The following is a 15,119-nucleotide window of genomic DNA, read 5'->3' as shown; positions in this document are numbered from 1 at the left end:
CGATTTGCAAAAAAAACCAGCTTCACTCTAACCCTTCTCTTTGAAGGGGAGGGACACATCAGACAATCCATAATCAGACCAGCATATCCATATTTTAAAGCCCCTTCGCTTGAAGGGACAGAATCAAAAAAAAGGAGATCAACCATCATGTCAAATCAAACAAAAATCGCCTTCATCGGCCTTGGCAACATGGGCGCGCCCATGGCTCTTAACCTGCTCAAGGCAGGCTATTCGCTCACCGTCTTCGATCTCTCGCCTGTCTCCCTGAAGACACTGGCAGATGCCGGTGCTCTGGCCGCCAGTAATGCCAGGCAAGCCATCGAGGGTGCCGATGTTGTTATCAGCATGTTGCCCGCCAGTCGCCATGTAGAAAGCCTTTATCTGGGTAAGGATAATGTTGAACAAGGTATTTTGCCGTATATAGCTGAAGGTGCATTGATCATTGATTGCAGCACCATCGCGGCGCAGGCTGCACAGAAGGTGGCGCAGGCAGCCAGTGCGCGTGGCCTTGCAATGATTGATGCGCCTGTGTCTGGTGGTACGGCAGGGGCCGCGGCAGCCACCCTGACTTTTATTGTGGGTGGCGATGCCACCAGTCTTGAACGTGCCCGCCCTGTGCTGAGTGCGATGGGCAAGAATATTTTTCATGCTGGCGACAATGGCGCAGGGCAGGTGGCCAAGATCTGCAACAATATGCTGCTGGGGATATTGATGGCAGGTACGGCTGAAGCGCTGGCATTGGGTGTCGCAAATGGTCTTGATCCCAAAACCCTGTCTGACATCATGAGCAAAAGTTCGGGGCGTAACTGGGCGCTGGAATTGTATAACCCTTATCCTGGCGTCATGGATAATGTGCCAGCCTCACGCGGCTATACGGGGGGCTTTGGTGTGGATTTGATGCTGAAAGACCTTGGTCTGGCGACAGAAGCGGCACTTGCCACTGGATCTGCCACACCTTTGGGTGAACTGGTGCGTAACCTGTACGGCATGCATAGCCAGAACGGGGCAGGTGCCAAGGATTTTTCCAGCATTCTGGAGTTACTGCACGCCAAGGAAAAATGAATAGCCGCTTGACTGGTATTCATTAAAATGGCTGATCAGCTTGGTTGGAATAGCTGGTCAGCCATTTCAGCCATTTCATTTTGCTGCCTGGGTCTTTAAAAATGGTCCCTCTCCGGGCCAGGGAAGATCCGTAATAGGTGCCGCCTGTGATTCTTCCCGCCCCTGAGTCATGCTCCAGGCGAGATAGCGGCTGCAACGCTGGGTATCTTCCAATGTATGGATATGATGAATCTTGCCCCAGCGCATGCGCATGAACTGCATGACGATATTGCGGTAGGGGCCGTCTGGTTCATGCGGCACAATAAAATCCATGACTACGTGTATGCGGGTGTTCCATGGCGGCCCCAATACAGCGACTTCCCTGATTTCAAACTGCAAGCCGGGGAATAAACGAAACAATCTTTCCCACCACAATGCCATGGACGCGCGTGAATTGCGCAAACCAGAAATAGGTGAGTCACCTTCGAAACGATATTCAAACGCGGATGCCAGCCCCTCCAGCATGGGCGTGGCATTGCCACTACTGAGGGCGGTGAAAACTGCGCGCAATCGACGTTCTACGATGAAGGCATACATGATGGACTTTCACTGGCATAATGAAAGTAATATACGCAACTAACTTGCATCAAGCAAGCTAAATTATGGAACGTAGTTCTTTTGCCGATTTTTCCTGTTCAATTGCCCGTACCCTCGAAGTAGTGGGTGAGTGGTGGACTCTGTTGATTGTACGGGACCTGTTCCTGGGCTTTGACCGTTTTGATGAGATCCAGCGTGACCTTGGCCTGGCATCCAATGTATTGACTGCCCGTCTCAAGCATTTGCTGGAGCAGGGCATCATCGAGCGGCAGGCCGACTCCAAAGACAAGCGTGTATGGCGTTACTGTTTAAGCGAACGCGGGCGTGACCTGTATCCGGTTTTACTGGCATTGACTGCCTGGGGGGATAAATGGGCTTCACCGGAAGACCAGGTGCCGCTGCATATCCGTCATCTGGGCTGTTCACATATCACTGCTGCCGTGCCGGCATGCGCTGTATGTGGAGAAGTGCTGCATCTGCACGAACTTGTATTTGAGCCCGGCCCGGGAGGGCGTGACGCACCAGGTACTGCACTGGCCAGTCAGGTCTTTTTGCGGCAAAAACAAGAAACTGAATAAGAAGTCTTTACTGCAATAGACCATCAAAACTCTTGCGTACGCATATTGATTTTGTGCGTTGACCGATACTGTGCTGCCGTCATGCCTGACCGCCGCAAGAACACCTTGGACAAGTGCTGCTCTGACGTAAAGCCAGCAAGCCGGGCTGCGGTTTTAAGTGATTCACCGGCATCGAGTTGTTCGCGTGCCAGTTGCAGTCTTAACGCTTCTATGAATGCGGCCGGTGTCTGGCCGGTTTCTGCCTGAAAATGCCGGTGGAAACTGCGCACCGATTCACCCACATGCGCTGCCAGCAAATTGACATCGATGGATTCGCGTATATGGGCACGCACCCAGTCGACCAATGTCGCATATCGTCCGGCCTGGGCTTCCAGCACGGATGAAAACTGTGATTGATTGCCCAGTCTGCGTAGTGGCAAAATCATTTGTTTGGCAATGCGTGCGGCTACCCATAGGCCCAGATCTTCTTCAACCATGGCCAGGCACATATCGATGCCTGACGTAACGCCGCCAGATGTCCAGATACGCCCATCTCTTATATAGATCGCATCGGCTTCCACCGCAGTATGTGGATGCAAACGCCCGAGCAAGGCCGATACTGACCAGTGCGTCGTGGCTTTTCGCGCATCCAGCAGGCCCCACTGTGCCAGCGCGAATGAGCCGGCACAGACCGAACCAAAGCGCCGCGCAGTAGCCGCAGCACGACACACCCATGCAGATAGTTCAGCATCTTTAATGGCAGCTATCAGGCCTTGCTGGCTGCCTCCTGCCAGGATGAGTGTGTCTATCCCTTCAGAAGCTACGTCCCGGATGCATCTGGTGTGAATTTCTATGCCACTGGTCGTAGCGATCAAACCACCGCTTGCAGAAACCAGAACTACATCAAAACAGGCATCGACACTGAATTGTTCGGCCATGGAAAACACATCACCTGGGCCGGCAACGTCGAGCAATTGCACACCTGGGAAAACCACGAGGGCAATGACGCGGGCCACGCGGTTTGATGTCATTTCAGGGTGAATAGCTGGCATGCTGATTTGGCAGAAAACGGCAATTTATTGTCATTGATGCCAATCAGTGTATACGAAATAATGCGTGCTGATCGAAACTTCCCCATATTACTCAGATCAGGAGCCATCAATGAGCGCTGTATACAAGATAGGTTTTTTGCTGTACCCACATTTAACTCAACTGGATCTGACAGGTCCGGCGCAGGTGTTTGCCAGAATGAGCAATGTACAGCTGCATTTCGTCTGGAAGAATACCGACCCGGTTGCCAGTGATGCCGACTTACAATTAATGCCCACGCATAGTTTTAGCACCTGCCCACAACTGGATTTGCTATGTGTACCCGGCGGCCCAGGCACGCAGCGACTGATGCAGGACCAAACCGTGCTGGCCTGGTTGCATGCACAAGGCCAGCAGGCCGGCTTTATCACCAGTGTCTGTTCTGGTTCTTTACTATTAGGGGCGGCTGGTTTGCTAAAAGGCTATCGGGCTGCCAGCCACTGGAATTATCGACAATACCTGCCCATGTTTGGAGCTATCATTGATGAAGCCCGTGTCGTCAAAGACCGGAATCGCATCAGTGGCGGCGGCGTGACCGCAGGCATTGATTTTGCACTCACCGTGGTTGCTGAAATTCGTGGCGACGAAGAGGCAAAAGAAATACAACTGATGCTGGAATATGCACCACAACCACCATTTCATTGTGGGCGGCCAGAGCTGGCAGGGGAGGCGCTGGTTGCGCGTGTAAAGCAAAAACTGGCTAATGCAGTAGCAGAAACCAGTAAAGATGTAGCCTGAATATGCGACAAAATCTATCGCAGTTCAGGCTTGCCTTAATTAGATGGGCAAGCCGTCAATTGAAAAATCAGGCCCCTGTCATGGCGGCAGGGCAACCATGCCAGCTGGAACCTGCCGGAATGTATTCTCCCTTCATGACCAGTGTCATTGCACCCAGACTTGCGTCATCTGCCACGACTGCACTGTACAAGACAGCACTGCGCGGCCCCATATAGACGCGTTCACCAATGCTGACATGATCTATCTTCATTACCCTGTCTTCAAACAAATGGGTTTGCGGACAGGCCAGGGCATTGATCTCGCTGTAAGCGCCGATACTGACACAATCGAACTCGGTAATATCGGTCGTATCCATGTACACACCACGACCGATTTTGCAGCCAAGTAAATTGAACACCAGCGGTAACCACGGCGTGCCACGCAAATAACGCATGAAATTGGGAACAGCGATACCCTCATACAAATTGGTAATGCCCTCAGATATCCAGACAAATGGTGTCCACATCGGCACGCTGCTTTTCTTGTAGCGGAAAATCAGCAACCATTTCAATGCCAGCACAAAGGCAAAACTGCCTATGCCGTAGAACAAGCCGGCAAATACCAAGTAATACAGGACTTCCGCCCAGCGGTCATCCCCCGCCAGAGGCATCAGATCAAGGACTACGGTATAACCAACCGCAATCACCATCGCGTGGGGCGCAATAATCCGGAAGGCTTCAATCAGACCACGCCCCAGGCGGCGCACGATGGAAGGGCGGAAAGTCAGCTCTTCAGGGAATCCTTTGACTTCTTCACGTGCTGGCAGGTTAATGGCAGGCGAGCCCAGCCAGGTGTCGCCTTCACGCATCTGCGTATTATCCGGTGCGCTGGTGTGCACGCCGATCAAGACGTTTTCAGGCAAGACAGTACCATCAGGGATATATGCCCCATTACCAACAAAGCTGCGACGTGAAATCACGGTCGGATGCATGCTCATCCAGCCACCATCAATTTGCTCGTCACCCAGCAACACGGCATCGGCAATAAAAGTGTCATCTCCCAGCGTCAGCATGTCGGGCACCACGCCCAGGGCCGTTGAAATTTCAGCACCGCGCCCGACCTTTGCGCCTAGCAGGCGATACCAGAAAGGCGCATAGATAGTCGCATACACACCATGCAAAACATTCAGACTGGATTCCTGTATCTGATTAACCAGCCATTTGCCGCAATAGGTGTTGCCATGCACGGGGTACATACCTTGTTTCAAGGTCGGCAGCACACTCCAGCGTATGCCAGCAGACAGCAGGGCGGTACACACAATCAGCACTGCGGTGGCAGGGAAGGCCAGCACGAAATACTTCACCAACTGGAAGATGACTGAATTGCCCTGCAAGGCAGGGAATAGTTCCGAATTATCAAACCAGTCTATCGTCACGAAACTGGGGAAGACCGGCATGAAAAACAGGGCGCTGATCAGCAATGATCCAAAAACAAAAAATACCGTTTCAGCCGTCATGCGCAAACGTGATACGACTGGCCTTGGTGGATAAATTTGTGGGTTGAACTCACCCACATCCCTTGCAGGCGATCCTTTCCATATCCTGAACCTTGGAATAAGCTGACCTGCACTCAGTGCAGATTGCGCTTCAAGGTGACCGCCAGCCTGAAGATGTACATCACCTTCCAGTACTGCATACGAGCCGACATAGGCTTCATCGTCCATACGTATCGTGCCCAGTATGAGCTCACCATGCTGCACACGGGCATTTTCAAAATTGCTGGCATTGCCTATGTTGCATCTGTCACCGATATGCAATAGATCCGGTGCCCGCAGGGTCATCGACCCGATAATCACATCTGCCCCGATTTTCGCCCCTAAAGCGCGCAACCACAATACATATAGAGATGAGCCGCTCAGCATATAGGTTGGTGCTGCTTCCACCAGACGGTCTGCCAGCCACCAGCGATAATAAGTCAAGCCCCAGAGGGGATAACGTCCGGCCTTTAAACGCCCAGCGATCAGCCATTTACCCAGGATGGCAATGGCAAATTCAGCCAGAGTCAATAACAGAAATACCCCCACCGACAGCGATACCGCGCGCGCTATGGAATCTTCAGGCTCGCCCGTAAAATAATGATACGCAAAGAAAGGGGCCAGCCATTGCACCATGCGCATCGCCACCAGCCAGGGAATGGCTATGGCCTGGCCCAGACCGCAAAGCCAGCGTTTCCAGTCTGGTGCCTGCGCCCAGACCTGTTTCGTCTGTTTTGCTGTCGCGTCTTGCACCTGACCGGTTTTTTCCAATACCGCCAGCAAATTGGCAACGCTTCTGTGCTGATAAATATCACTGATCTTGAAATACGCAAAACGCGGATGTTTGCGCAGATTGGAAACCAGCTTTGCCGCCATCAGCGAATGACCACCCAGGTCAGAGAAAAAATCGGACGAACGGCGAATCGCCTGGCCAGGGAACAAAGCTGCCAGCGCAGAGAATAAAACTTCTTCCGTCTCATTTTCCGCGATGTCTGAATCAGTATTGATTTCCTGAACACTTAATTCAATTTTTTTCAGTGTGTTGCGATCTATCTTGCCCGAAGTAAGACGTGGCATTTCGGCTAAAAATTCCAGCCTGGAAGGCAGCATGTAAACTGGCAGCACCTTGCTCAGCGCAGTGCGCAAATCAGAGGCAAAACCTGCCAGTGAGGCAAAATCGGCATTGTCAGGCATATTCTCTGGCACGATAAACGCCATGATCTGGTCAATGTCCTGCTCTTTACGCAACACAACTGCAACCGCGCCAACACCGCTTTGACTGGCGAGCACCGCTTCAATTTCGCCCAGTTCAACGCGGAAGCCGCGAATTTTCACCTGGTCATCCGCGCGCCCCAGGCACTGCACAGTGCCATCAGCGTTAAAACAGGCCAGATCGCCAGTGCGATACAGTCTTTCTTCAAACTGGTTCCTGGCCCACGGATTGGGCAGAAATTTTTCTGCCGTCAGATCAGGTCGCCCAAGGTAGCCCACTGCAACACCAGGGCCAGATATACATAATTCACCCGTTTCGCCGGGCGGTAAAAGTCGCAAGCCATTTTCCACATCAGTGGCAATCACCAGCAAAGAATAATTCGGCAAGGGTTTGCCGATATTGACAGCCTGATTTGCCTGTAACCTGGCCAGGCTGGCAGATACACTGGCTTCGGTAGGGCCATAGGTGTTAAACATCTGCCGCCCCGGTCGCGACCAGCGGTTGACCAGCACCTCGGGGCACATCTCACCGCCGAGGTTAATCAGGCGCAAGCTATCCACCTCATGGGTGAACAAGGCAAGCAGGGTAGGGACGGCATGCAAAACTGTGATCTGGTTTTCATTCAATGCCAGCGGCAAGGCATCCGGGTCGGCAGTAATTTCTTTTGGCGCCAGCCATAAAATTGCTCCGACCAGGTAACTGATCCAGATTTCTTCAAACGACATATCAAATGCCAGTGAAAACCCCTGGTAGACACGGTCGCTATTGCGTATGCCCAGCACATGGTTTTCGCTACGCAGGAAATGGCAGATACTGCCCTGGTTAACGACAATACCCTTGGGCTTGCCGGTGGAGCCAGACGTGTAAATGACATAAGCCGGGTCGACCGGTTTGGCTTTCACAGGCGGCAAGATGGCCTGCTCAACATCCGCCAATAAAGGTTCAGCCAGCCATTTCTGGCAAGACAGTGTGGCAAGTTCAGCGGCAAATGCCTGGCAACTGACAATCCCGACCGCATTGGCATCGTTCAGGCAAACTGCAATACGCTCAATAGGCGCATCGGCATCAAACGGTAGCCAGGCAGCGCCAGACTTGGCAATGCCAGCCTGCATGATCAGGAGGTTGATGCCCCGTGTCAGCCACAGGCCAACAATGTTTCCCGGACGCACGCCTGACGCAATCAAGGCAGAGGCCACACGGCCGGCATGCTGGTTCAATTCATGGTAAGTGACCGCCTGACCGCCAGAGATCAGCGCGACCTTGTCTGGAAACGCTGCCGCGCTTGCTTCCAGAATGTCGGCCAACACTTCTTCGCGTAAAAAATCAGGTATCTGTTCGCCGTACAAAATCTCGGAATTTACTAAGGTGCTGCTAAACGAATGCATAAAAAATCTAAAAGAGAAAGGTCAGCTAATATAGGCTAAATTTTGTCGGTTTATAGCAAATACTTATGTATGTTAAAAAATTGCAACTAATGCTTAAGTGTTGCCTGTAGGATAGTTGAAAATATATTGAAACCTGAAATTTTCGTTTGGAAAATAAACCCCTTATTGAATTGCAGTAACAATAATCATTCCCTTATCAGCAGAATTACGCTGCCCATCCGCAGATGCTAAAAATTTCGGCAGATTTTTTGCTGTTCTATCTAATTTTTTCACTAAGGCAGGCAGCGTACAAGAGTATTTTCTTAACAGCAACGATTAAATAAAAGTGAAAGTATTATTTCAAAACAAAAGAGAGCGGCTGCAATGGTTAACGTCTTCAAGATTCACTTTATTAGAACTTTTGGCGTCCTGTTTAGCGATAGCGTCACATTCTAGCTACATTTTTTGCAGACAAAATCGGATGTGGCCGTTAATTTGAATAGCAAAAAGCTTGATCTTTAATCAAACACGCGATTTTCAATTTTCTTTTTGGTTAAAATTTAAGGAAATTATGTGCAAAAAACAAACGCTTTAATGAGTAGTCTCGCTGCATGCGCGGATGTTTGCTTTTGATTTCAAACATTGAAGCTAACGCCACAAATAATATCCTCGTGACAGGCCATCCCAAGCTGCAAAGTATCTCACTAATTTCGATGAAGTTTTATAAGGATCAATCCCGTATCACACTTTTGCTGGTGTAAAGCCGCGTAAATATTGGAGCGGACGATGAATAATAAACCACATCCGATCTGTATTTTTTGCAGAGAAAATAGGATGTGATGATTGCCCCCAAATCATAAATTCTATTGCATTCTTAGGCGATGTCGTCAACACCCAGACCTTCTGTAATCTCGTTTCTACGTCAGATCCCACTTCAAGGCCATCACCGCCAACCTGCAGAGTAGCGAGCCCTAAAAATACATCAGCGGCAAGTGTTGCCACCAACCCCATCACCAGCGATGCCAATGGCAATTGTTGGCGCTATATATACACCATTTTGCTAAACAAATCTTACTTTTCTAAGCGCTATAAATCTGCCCATTAATCCCATTTGCATCACCTTATTTCTATTGTTATCGTTCCTACATGCGCTGATGTTATTACTGTTTTTAAATGGCGTCAGGCATGTCGGCTTGTGCTTGCCACAAGCTTTGATTAACGGTGGATAAAATAGGGGTGTGCAGGCTGCCACCAAATTGTGCGCTAATTCAAGTGCATAATGCCGTTCTGGTCTGTGAACCAGAATTTCACCAGACAGAATGAAACAGATAAATCTGAAAAAATATCTCAGTGGTTTTACCTTATTGCTGGCCATGAGTGGCCAAAGCATGGCGGCAGGCTGGAAGTTGACGGATCTGGGTGCCTTTGAGTCGGGTAGCAGTAACGCGTTGGCTTTGACAGCCGATGGTCGGGTTGGTGGTGCGTCCGCAAGGGCAGATGGTTTGCCTTATCCGTTTTTGAGTAAAGGTGACCACGTTGCATCTATAGGCAATACCACCGGTGCGGTGTCGGTCGCCAACCGATATGGGCAGGCAGCAGGCATGATGACAAGTGCTGATGGTATGCGTATAGAACTTGCCCTGTTCAGCGGGAATCGTACTACGCCATTAGGTGGGTTTGGTGGTGCTTATGTAATTATTAACGGCATCAATGATAATAATCAGGTTGTAGGTTACGGTGTATTTCCTAATTATGATGAACACGCGTTTGTGGCTACGGCATCTGGGTTGGTGGATCTTGGCACCTTGGGTGGTCGCTTCAGCAGGGCAGTGGCAATTAACCGTTCTGGTGTTATCGCTGCCGATGCCCGTAATGCAGCAGGACAAAATCGTTGTGCCTTATCTTATGGCAGTGGCTTAATTGAGATTGGTGCCTTGTCTCCCACAGGCGGTTGCGCGGCAGCGGCAATTAATTCCGCTGGTATGGTAGTGGGTGGTTCAAGTAATGGTCAGGCGACACATGCTTTTTTATACGATGGCCGTCAGTTCTATGACCTTGGGACTCTGGGAGGTAGTACAAGCACAGCCACCGGTATCAATGATCTTGGTCAAATCGTTGGCAATGCCAATATTGTGAGTGGTGAAAAACGTGCCTTTTTGTATGCCGCAGGCAGTATGCGTAATCTGGGTATGCCGGGAGGTGCGACCGGCAATAGTTATGGACGTGCGATCAATAGTCAGGGGCAAGTAATCGGTTATTACACGCTCAATAGCGAGTCCAATAGAGTTAGTCGAGCCTTCTTTTACGATGGTGGCGTCATTGTCGATGTCAGTAACTTGGTAAGTGGTTTGAGCGAGATCGATGCCAATAGCTTGCGTATCAACGATAATGGCCAACTGGCGGGTACTGGCAAGATCAATGGTGTATTGCGCGCATTTTTATTGACGCCGCAGCCTTAAAGAATACAGTAAGTGGCGAAAAAAAATATTTAGCATAATTTTTAACAATGATAATTTGTAGAGCGCTTTGATGTACCGGCATGGGTCTTGAAACCGAAGACCTATGCCGGATTGCCAGTATCTTCCCAAACAGCTTTGTTACCCGAATAAATGTTTTTTTAGCTTTCAGTCTGTGAAGTTGGCCGCAAATAACTTCCTCCCAATAACTCATTCCAAGTTGCAAAATGGTGAACGGATGTTGGCGTGGATATCCATAGGGACTGATGCCATGCCAAACTTCTGCTGGTATAAAGTCGTGAAAATGCTGATGTGGCCGAATGCGTTTGCACCAAACGGCAAACTCCCTAAGCAAGCCCACGGGCACAGCACCATCTTCAGACATCATAGTTTCTGCTTAAGCGTTAAAATGAAACCTGGATTTTTTCTCTCACAATTTGCAAAATCAAATCTGATTAATTTCAAGTTCAAGCTATGTCCACCACCATCGTTACAACCGACCGTCTGATATTGCGTAGCGCGCAGGCGAGTGATTTTGAGCCTCTTTTTTCAACGGTGTTTAGTGACCCGGTTGTGATGCAGTATCTGAGTGCGGATCAAATGGGGCATGACGAAGCAGCGCAGTTTTTTGCTGACGCTTTTGATCATGAAGGTACCGGGCGAAAAATTGGCATTTTGGCAGAGCGAGGCAGTGGGGCGGTCATTGGTTATGCAGGCCTTAAGCCTTGTGATGCGCTGGGTGAAGACGATTTTGAATTCGGCTTTGTGCTTCAGCGGGCCGCTTGGGGTAAAGGGTATGCGACCGAAATTGGGCTTGCGCAACTGGACTATGGTTTCAGAACCATCGATCGCCCCCGCATGCTGGCGCAGGTGATGCCAGCGAATGCAGGGTCAGCAAATGCTTTGCTGAAGCTTGGTATGGTTTTCGTGAAAGAGTATGAAAGGCCGCAGCGCGGCATGTGGCATGTCTATTGTCTGGAGCGTGAATGATGAAGTAACTCAATCATTGCGTTGCCATTCTGCCATGACGGTATTTTGAATATTTTCTATCGTTTTGTCTTTCTGCATTTTTTGCAGCGTTGTCGTCAGGGCGGGAATGAGTGCTTCATGTTTTTTATTTAGGTAATGAAATACGGGAAACGTCGCCAATGGTGGCGTGAGCACACTGACATCTGTCTGTTTCAATTCGTTCAACGCGGCCAAGCCAGATGCGCGGTTGGCAATCACTACGTCAGAACGACCCAGTATCATTTTTTGGAACGCTTGCCGCATGGTGGGCGCTGTTTCCAGTTTCATCCCCAGGGTATTTTTTTCAATGATTTTTATGCCTTTGACAAAACCTATCGTATAGGGGCGCAGGCTTTCCCAGCCGTTGACGATGAAGCTGGTGCCATGTGTGAAAATGACGATTTCATAGGTCAACAAGGGCACAGGCACGATGATCAGGTTGGGATAATCCCTTTCCATACCCAGCCTGCGATAGAGTTCGCCATCCATTTCGCCGTTGTTGGCGCTGCGCAATGAACGCTCACCGGGCAAATAATGGACAAACATATTCAAGCCTAACTTACGATAGGCAGTATCAATAATTTTTTCAGCGATGCTGGTGGCAGGATCTTTTTCAATTAAGGTTGAAATTTGCAGGGTCCTGGTTTCCTGCGCGAGGGCGTTCAAACTAACCAGCCCTTGCAAGCTGGCCAGTTGCAAAATGGTACGTCGCTTCATGATCTGTTCCTTTTGCTTTTACAGCAGGGTGCTTACCTACTCGTAGCATAGGACGGTTTTGCGTCGTTGCGTAAACTAATTATCTGGCGAAGCAATATGAAGTGCCGTATACCGCATTTATGTCTTGCGAAAGACTATGTCAGCATTGGCAGGCTGGATTACTGCAATTACGTGGATTATTGACTTTATATTGATATGGCGGAGCGCTAATCGATCATAGGGCTGTGTCTAACATAAGCATAAAGCCGAGCTGACGAAGCTTACATTAAGTCAGCAAGGCACTGCATCCCTCCGTAATGAAGATCTAATGCAAATACTGCTATTTTTTATTTTTCTGTACGTGCCACGATCGTCGTTTGTATGGCAGGCAGCCCCAGAACGCTTCTTAATTCATTTTTGGCTATCTCGAAGTCTGTATTGAAGTCGGCGCGGCTCATCAAATTGTAAGCTATCAAGGTACCTGCAATTTTTCCGGCTTCAATATCAGAGCGAAAATGGATGCCCGCGATAAGCCTGTTATTCGCATATTCATCGCCTCTTTGCATGATTTCTGTTTTCTTCTCGGGGAGCATGTTTGCTAAAACCACAGCCATCAAAGTCCCTGCGGTAGCATGACCGGAAGGATAAGAAAATGATTTCGAGCGATTGACCACAGGTTTGACCAGGTCACTGTATTGGTGAGGGCGAGGTTGCTTCCAGAATTCTTTGGCTGGATCAGTGACGGGGCCTTCGGATGCCAAGACCCGGATAAAAAAAGCATTTAGTTTAGGCAATTTTTCCACTTTAAAGTCCGGTCCGACGACTTCACTGAAGCGCCAGATATTCTCTATTGCATCAGCTTGGGCCCGTGCTGCCATATCGTTGGTACGTGTCACTTGGCGATTCAGAACTTCAGCAAGTTCTTCTTTCATTTTTAAAGAATCTATTACCGGTGGCGGGGCAAGAAATTTGTTTAAATCCAAATCTTTCGAGGTAATGTAAGGCTGACCTTCTTTTGCGTTTGCCAATGGAGAAATGGCGGCGCTGATACTTAATATCCCCGCCAGGAGCACACTAAAATATTTTTTCATACGATTCCAGAAATGTGAATGCCTACGTTAATCACTTGCTTATATTGATCGAATGCAATGAATTTGCGTCTATAAACCGCTGCAAATAGACGTAACGATATAGGCCAAAAATTTATCTGCACCAAAAATGCCAAATGTTTTCCTGAAGGGGATTTGTCCAGATAATGCACGCATGATAAGACGCATTTATGACACTAAAAAGACATTGGGAGATCGTGAAAAACTGTTGCGTTTGATTATTTTTTTACTTGAATCTTAATTCTTCATGCTGTCCATTTTTCAGATGGCGGCATGAAGTTTTCTTATTAATTTCTCCATATTATTTCCATTTTTTTGCTTTACATGCTCGCTTACTATGTATAATTATGAAATAATAATGATTCTCATTTGTATTTCAATCATTTCATCACATGATTGCCATGTTTTTGGCTCGTGAGCCAATACATCTGCAAGTGGAATTTGATTCCAAATTTCAAGGATAAACAATGGTTTTTCGAGGGAAAAATGACATCCCCATGATGTCTGGGCGAAACGCTGTCTTTAAAACTAGCGTGTCTGTATTTACTTTTCTGGCATGCGCGTTGCTATTGACGGCGTGTGGTGGTGGTTCTGGTGGCGCCAGCAGTAGCGGTAGTGCGGCAGAACCTGTCGCAGATTCTCAATTGAGTGCGCAGGCAGCGCTGGGTGAAAAAATATTTCGTGATACCAGCTTGTCTGCATCGGGGAAACTGGCCTGTGCATCTTGTCATAATCCGGACAACGCCCATGCGCAGACCAACGATCTGGCAGTCCAGTTGGGTGGCCCGAATTTGGACGTACCTGGCTTTCGTGCGGTACCTTCACTACGCTATCTCAATTTGACACCTAATTTCTTTTTCGCTGCCGATGGCACGCCCACAGGTGGATTTGATCGTGATGGTCGTGCGGGCAGTTTTGCCATCCAGGCGGCGCGCCCACTTCTTGCTCCGCATGAAATGGGCAATGCCAGCAAAGCGGATGTTGTCGCCAACCTCAAGCGCGCTAGCTATGCTGAACAGTTCAGGCAGATTTTTGGTGCCGGTATCTTTGATGATGCAGATGCCGCCTTCGATCGCATTACCTTCGCTTTGCAACAGTACCAAAAGGAAGACGGTGATTTTCATCCCTATGATTCCAAATATGATCAATTTCTGGCGGGTAAGCTTAAATTGAATGATGCAGAATTGCGCGGTTTTGCCTTGTTCAATAATCCGGCAAAGGGCAATTGCGCTGCCTGCCACATCAGTAGCAAGGGGGCTGACGGCTCTTCGCCCTTGTTTACTGATTTCACGTACGACAATATTGGTGTGCCGCGCAATATGCGCATTGCTGCAACGGCCAATCCAGCGTATTTTGATCTCGGCTTATGTGGCCCTGACAGGCTGGATCTGAACACCCGTACCGATTTGTGTGGCGCTTTTAAGGTGCCTACCTTGCGCAACGTCGCCACACGTAAAGTGTTCTTTCATAATGGCCGCTTTACCAGTTTGCGCGATGCACTCGGCTTTTATGTTCGGCGTGATACGAACCCAGAAGAATGGTACCCCCTTGCTGCGGATGGCAGTGTCATGAAATTCAATGATTTGCCGCCACAATACTGGAGCAATGTGAATGTGACCGAAGTACCGTACAACCGCAAGCGCGGTATGACAGCGGCACTGAGCGCAGACGAAATCGAAGATGTGATCAAATTTCTTGGCACACTCACTGACGGCTATAAATAAACAGATTCATAAAA

General features: G+C 49.2%; 13 protein-coding genes. 6 read left to right on the top strand and 7 right to left on the bottom strand.

Going from position 1 to position 15,119, the window contains the following annotated elements; genetic code table 11:
• Nucleotides 1–147: 147 nt before the first annotated feature.
• Nucleotides 148–1,062: a 3-hydroxyisobutyrate dehydrogenase gene (gene mmsB / locus ACO0LH_RS21285; protein ID WP_422943142.1), complete on the top strand. Its 915-nt coding sequence runs from the start codon at nt 148–150 to the stop codon at nt 1,060–1,062.
• A 75-nt stretch (nt 1,063–1,137) separates the two neighbouring features.
• Here mmsB and ACO0LH_RS21280 read toward each other — a convergent pair whose 3' ends face one another.
• Nucleotides 1,138–1,638 (bottom strand): nuclear transport factor 2 family protein, encoded by a 501-nt coding sequence (locus tag ACO0LH_RS21280; protein WP_422943141.1) that lies wholly within the window; start codon nt 1,636–1,638, stop codon nt 1,138–1,140.
• Nucleotides 1,639–1,703: 65 nt separating this feature from the next.
• Between ACO0LH_RS21280 and ACO0LH_RS21275 the strand changes: the two genes are divergently transcribed.
• Nucleotides 1,704–2,216: a winged helix-turn-helix transcriptional regulator gene (locus ACO0LH_RS21275; RefSeq protein WP_422943140.1), complete on the top strand. Its 513-nt coding sequence runs from the start codon at nt 1,704–1,706 to the stop codon at nt 2,214–2,216.
• A gap of 23 nt (nt 2,217–2,239) precedes the next feature.
• Here ACO0LH_RS21275 and ACO0LH_RS21270 read toward each other — a convergent pair whose 3' ends face one another.
• The gene (locus ACO0LH_RS21270) at nt 2,240–3,247 is read right to left on the bottom strand and encodes a GlxA family transcriptional regulator (protein ID WP_422943139.1); all 1,008 of its coding nucleotides are present in this window, start codon (nt 3,245–3,247) and stop codon (nt 2,240–2,242) included.
• Nucleotides 3,248–3,356: 109 nt separating this feature from the next.
• Between ACO0LH_RS21270 and ACO0LH_RS21265 the strand changes: the two genes are divergently transcribed.
• Complete coding sequence (locus ACO0LH_RS21265) at nt 3,357–4,022, top strand: DJ-1/PfpI family protein (protein ID WP_422943138.1); 666 nt, start codon at nt 3,357–3,359, stop codon at nt 4,020–4,022.
• A gap of 67 nt (nt 4,023–4,089) precedes the next feature.
• On the opposite strand, the gene ACO0LH_RS21260 is transcribed toward ACO0LH_RS21265, so the two are convergent.
• Both ACO0LH_RS21260 and ACO0LH_RS21255 read right to left on the bottom strand, forming a co-directional pair.
• Nucleotides 4,090–8,133, bottom strand: a complete 4,044-nt coding sequence (locus ACO0LH_RS21260) for a Pls/PosA family non-ribosomal peptide synthetase (RefSeq protein WP_422943137.1) — start codon at nt 8,131–8,133, stop codon at nt 4,090–4,092.
• A gap of 720 nt (nt 8,134–8,853) precedes the next feature.
• Nucleotides 8,854–9,114: a hypothetical protein gene (locus tag ACO0LH_RS21255; RefSeq protein WP_422943136.1), complete on the bottom strand. Its 261-nt coding sequence runs from the start codon at nt 9,112–9,114 to the stop codon at nt 8,854–8,856.
• Between the two features lie 317 nt (nt 9,115–9,431).
• Here ACO0LH_RS21255 and ACO0LH_RS21250 point away from each other — a divergent pair, with 317 nt between their 5' ends.
• Nucleotides 9,432–10,571, top strand: coding sequence for a hypothetical protein (locus ACO0LH_RS21250; RefSeq protein ID WP_422943135.1), 1,140 nt, complete (start codon nt 9,432–9,434; stop codon nt 10,569–10,571).
• Here the strand turns inward: ACO0LH_RS21250 and ACO0LH_RS21245 are convergent.
• Nucleotides 10,528–10,953: a hypothetical protein gene (locus ACO0LH_RS21245; RefSeq protein WP_422943134.1), complete on the bottom strand. Its 426-nt coding sequence runs from the start codon at nt 10,951–10,953 to the stop codon at nt 10,528–10,530. The two genes, ACO0LH_RS21250 and ACO0LH_RS21245, sit on opposite strands and share 44 nt — an antisense overlap.
• Before the next feature lie 89 nt (nt 10,954–11,042).
• Between ACO0LH_RS21245 and ACO0LH_RS21240 the strand changes: the two genes are divergently transcribed.
• A complete protein-coding gene (locus ACO0LH_RS21240) occupies nt 11,043–11,558 on the top strand; it encodes a GNAT family N-acetyltransferase (protein ID WP_422943133.1) in 516 nt (171 codons plus the stop codon).
• A gap of 9 nt (nt 11,559–11,567) precedes the next feature.
• On the opposite strand, the gene ACO0LH_RS21235 is transcribed toward ACO0LH_RS21240, so the two are convergent.
• Nucleotides 11,568–12,293, bottom strand: coding sequence for a substrate-binding periplasmic protein (locus ACO0LH_RS21235; protein ID WP_422943132.1), 726 nt, complete (start codon nt 12,291–12,293; stop codon nt 11,568–11,570).
• Nucleotides 12,294–12,619: 326 nt separating this feature from the next.
• Nucleotides 12,620–13,363, bottom strand: a complete 744-nt coding sequence (locus ACO0LH_RS21230; protein WP_422943131.1) for an acid phosphatase — start codon at nt 13,361–13,363, stop codon at nt 12,620–12,622.
• Nucleotides 13,364–13,914: 551 nt separating this feature from the next.
• Between ACO0LH_RS21230 and ACO0LH_RS21225 the strand changes: the two genes are divergently transcribed.
• Nucleotides 13,915–15,105: a cytochrome-c peroxidase gene (locus ACO0LH_RS21225; protein ID WP_422943130.1), complete on the top strand. Its 1,191-nt coding sequence runs from the start codon at nt 13,915–13,917 to the stop codon at nt 15,103–15,105.
• The last annotated feature ends 14 nt before the right edge of the window (nt 15,106–15,119 follow it).

It is taken from the genome of Undibacterium sp. TJN19 (assembly GCF_049339485.1).
Lineage (GTDB): Bacteria > Pseudomonadota > Gammaproteobacteria > Burkholderiales > Burkholderiaceae_D > Undibacterium.
This window is presented reverse-complemented; position numbering and strand designations above follow the sequence as displayed.

Excerpts from the sequence above, each read along its gene's own strand:
- ACO0LH_RS21250 (WP_422943135.1), top strand. The coding sequence starts at position 9,432 with ATGAAACAGATAAATCTGAAAAAATATCTCAGTGGTTTTACCTTATTG.
- ACO0LH_RS21230 (WP_422943131.1), bottom strand. The coding sequence starts at position 13,363 with ATGAAAAAATATTTTAGTGTGCTCCTGGCGGGGATATTAAGTATCAGC.
- ACO0LH_RS21235 (WP_422943132.1), bottom strand. The coding sequence starts at position 12,293 with ATGAAGCGACGTACCATTTTGCAACTGGCCAGCTTGCAAGGGCTGGTT.
- ACO0LH_RS21240 (WP_422943133.1), top strand. The coding sequence starts at position 11,043 with ATGTCCACCACCATCGTTACAACCGACCGTCTGATATTGCGTAGCGCG.
- mmsB (WP_422943142.1), top strand. The coding sequence starts at position 148 with ATGTCAAATCAAACAAAAATCGCCTTCATCGGCCTTGGCAACATGGGC.
- ACO0LH_RS21260 (WP_422943137.1), bottom strand. The coding sequence starts at position 8,133 with ATGCATTCGTTTAGCAGCACCTTAGTAAATTCCGAGATTTTGTACGGC.
- ACO0LH_RS21265 (WP_422943138.1), top strand. The coding sequence starts at position 3,357 with ATGAGCGCTGTATACAAGATAGGTTTTTTGCTGTACCCACATTTAACT.
- ACO0LH_RS21245 (WP_422943134.1), bottom strand. The coding sequence starts at position 10,953 with ATGTCTGAAGATGGTGCTGTGCCCGTGGGCTTGCTTAGGGAGTTTGCC.
- ACO0LH_RS21270 (WP_422943139.1), bottom strand. The coding sequence starts at position 3,247 with ATGCCAGCTATTCACCCTGAAATGACATCAAACCGCGTGGCCCGCGTC.
- ACO0LH_RS21280 (WP_422943141.1), bottom strand. The coding sequence starts at position 1,638 with ATGTATGCCTTCATCGTAGAACGTCGATTGCGCGCAGTTTTCACCGCC.
- ACO0LH_RS21275 (WP_422943140.1), top strand. The coding sequence starts at position 1,704 with ATGGAACGTAGTTCTTTTGCCGATTTTTCCTGTTCAATTGCCCGTACC.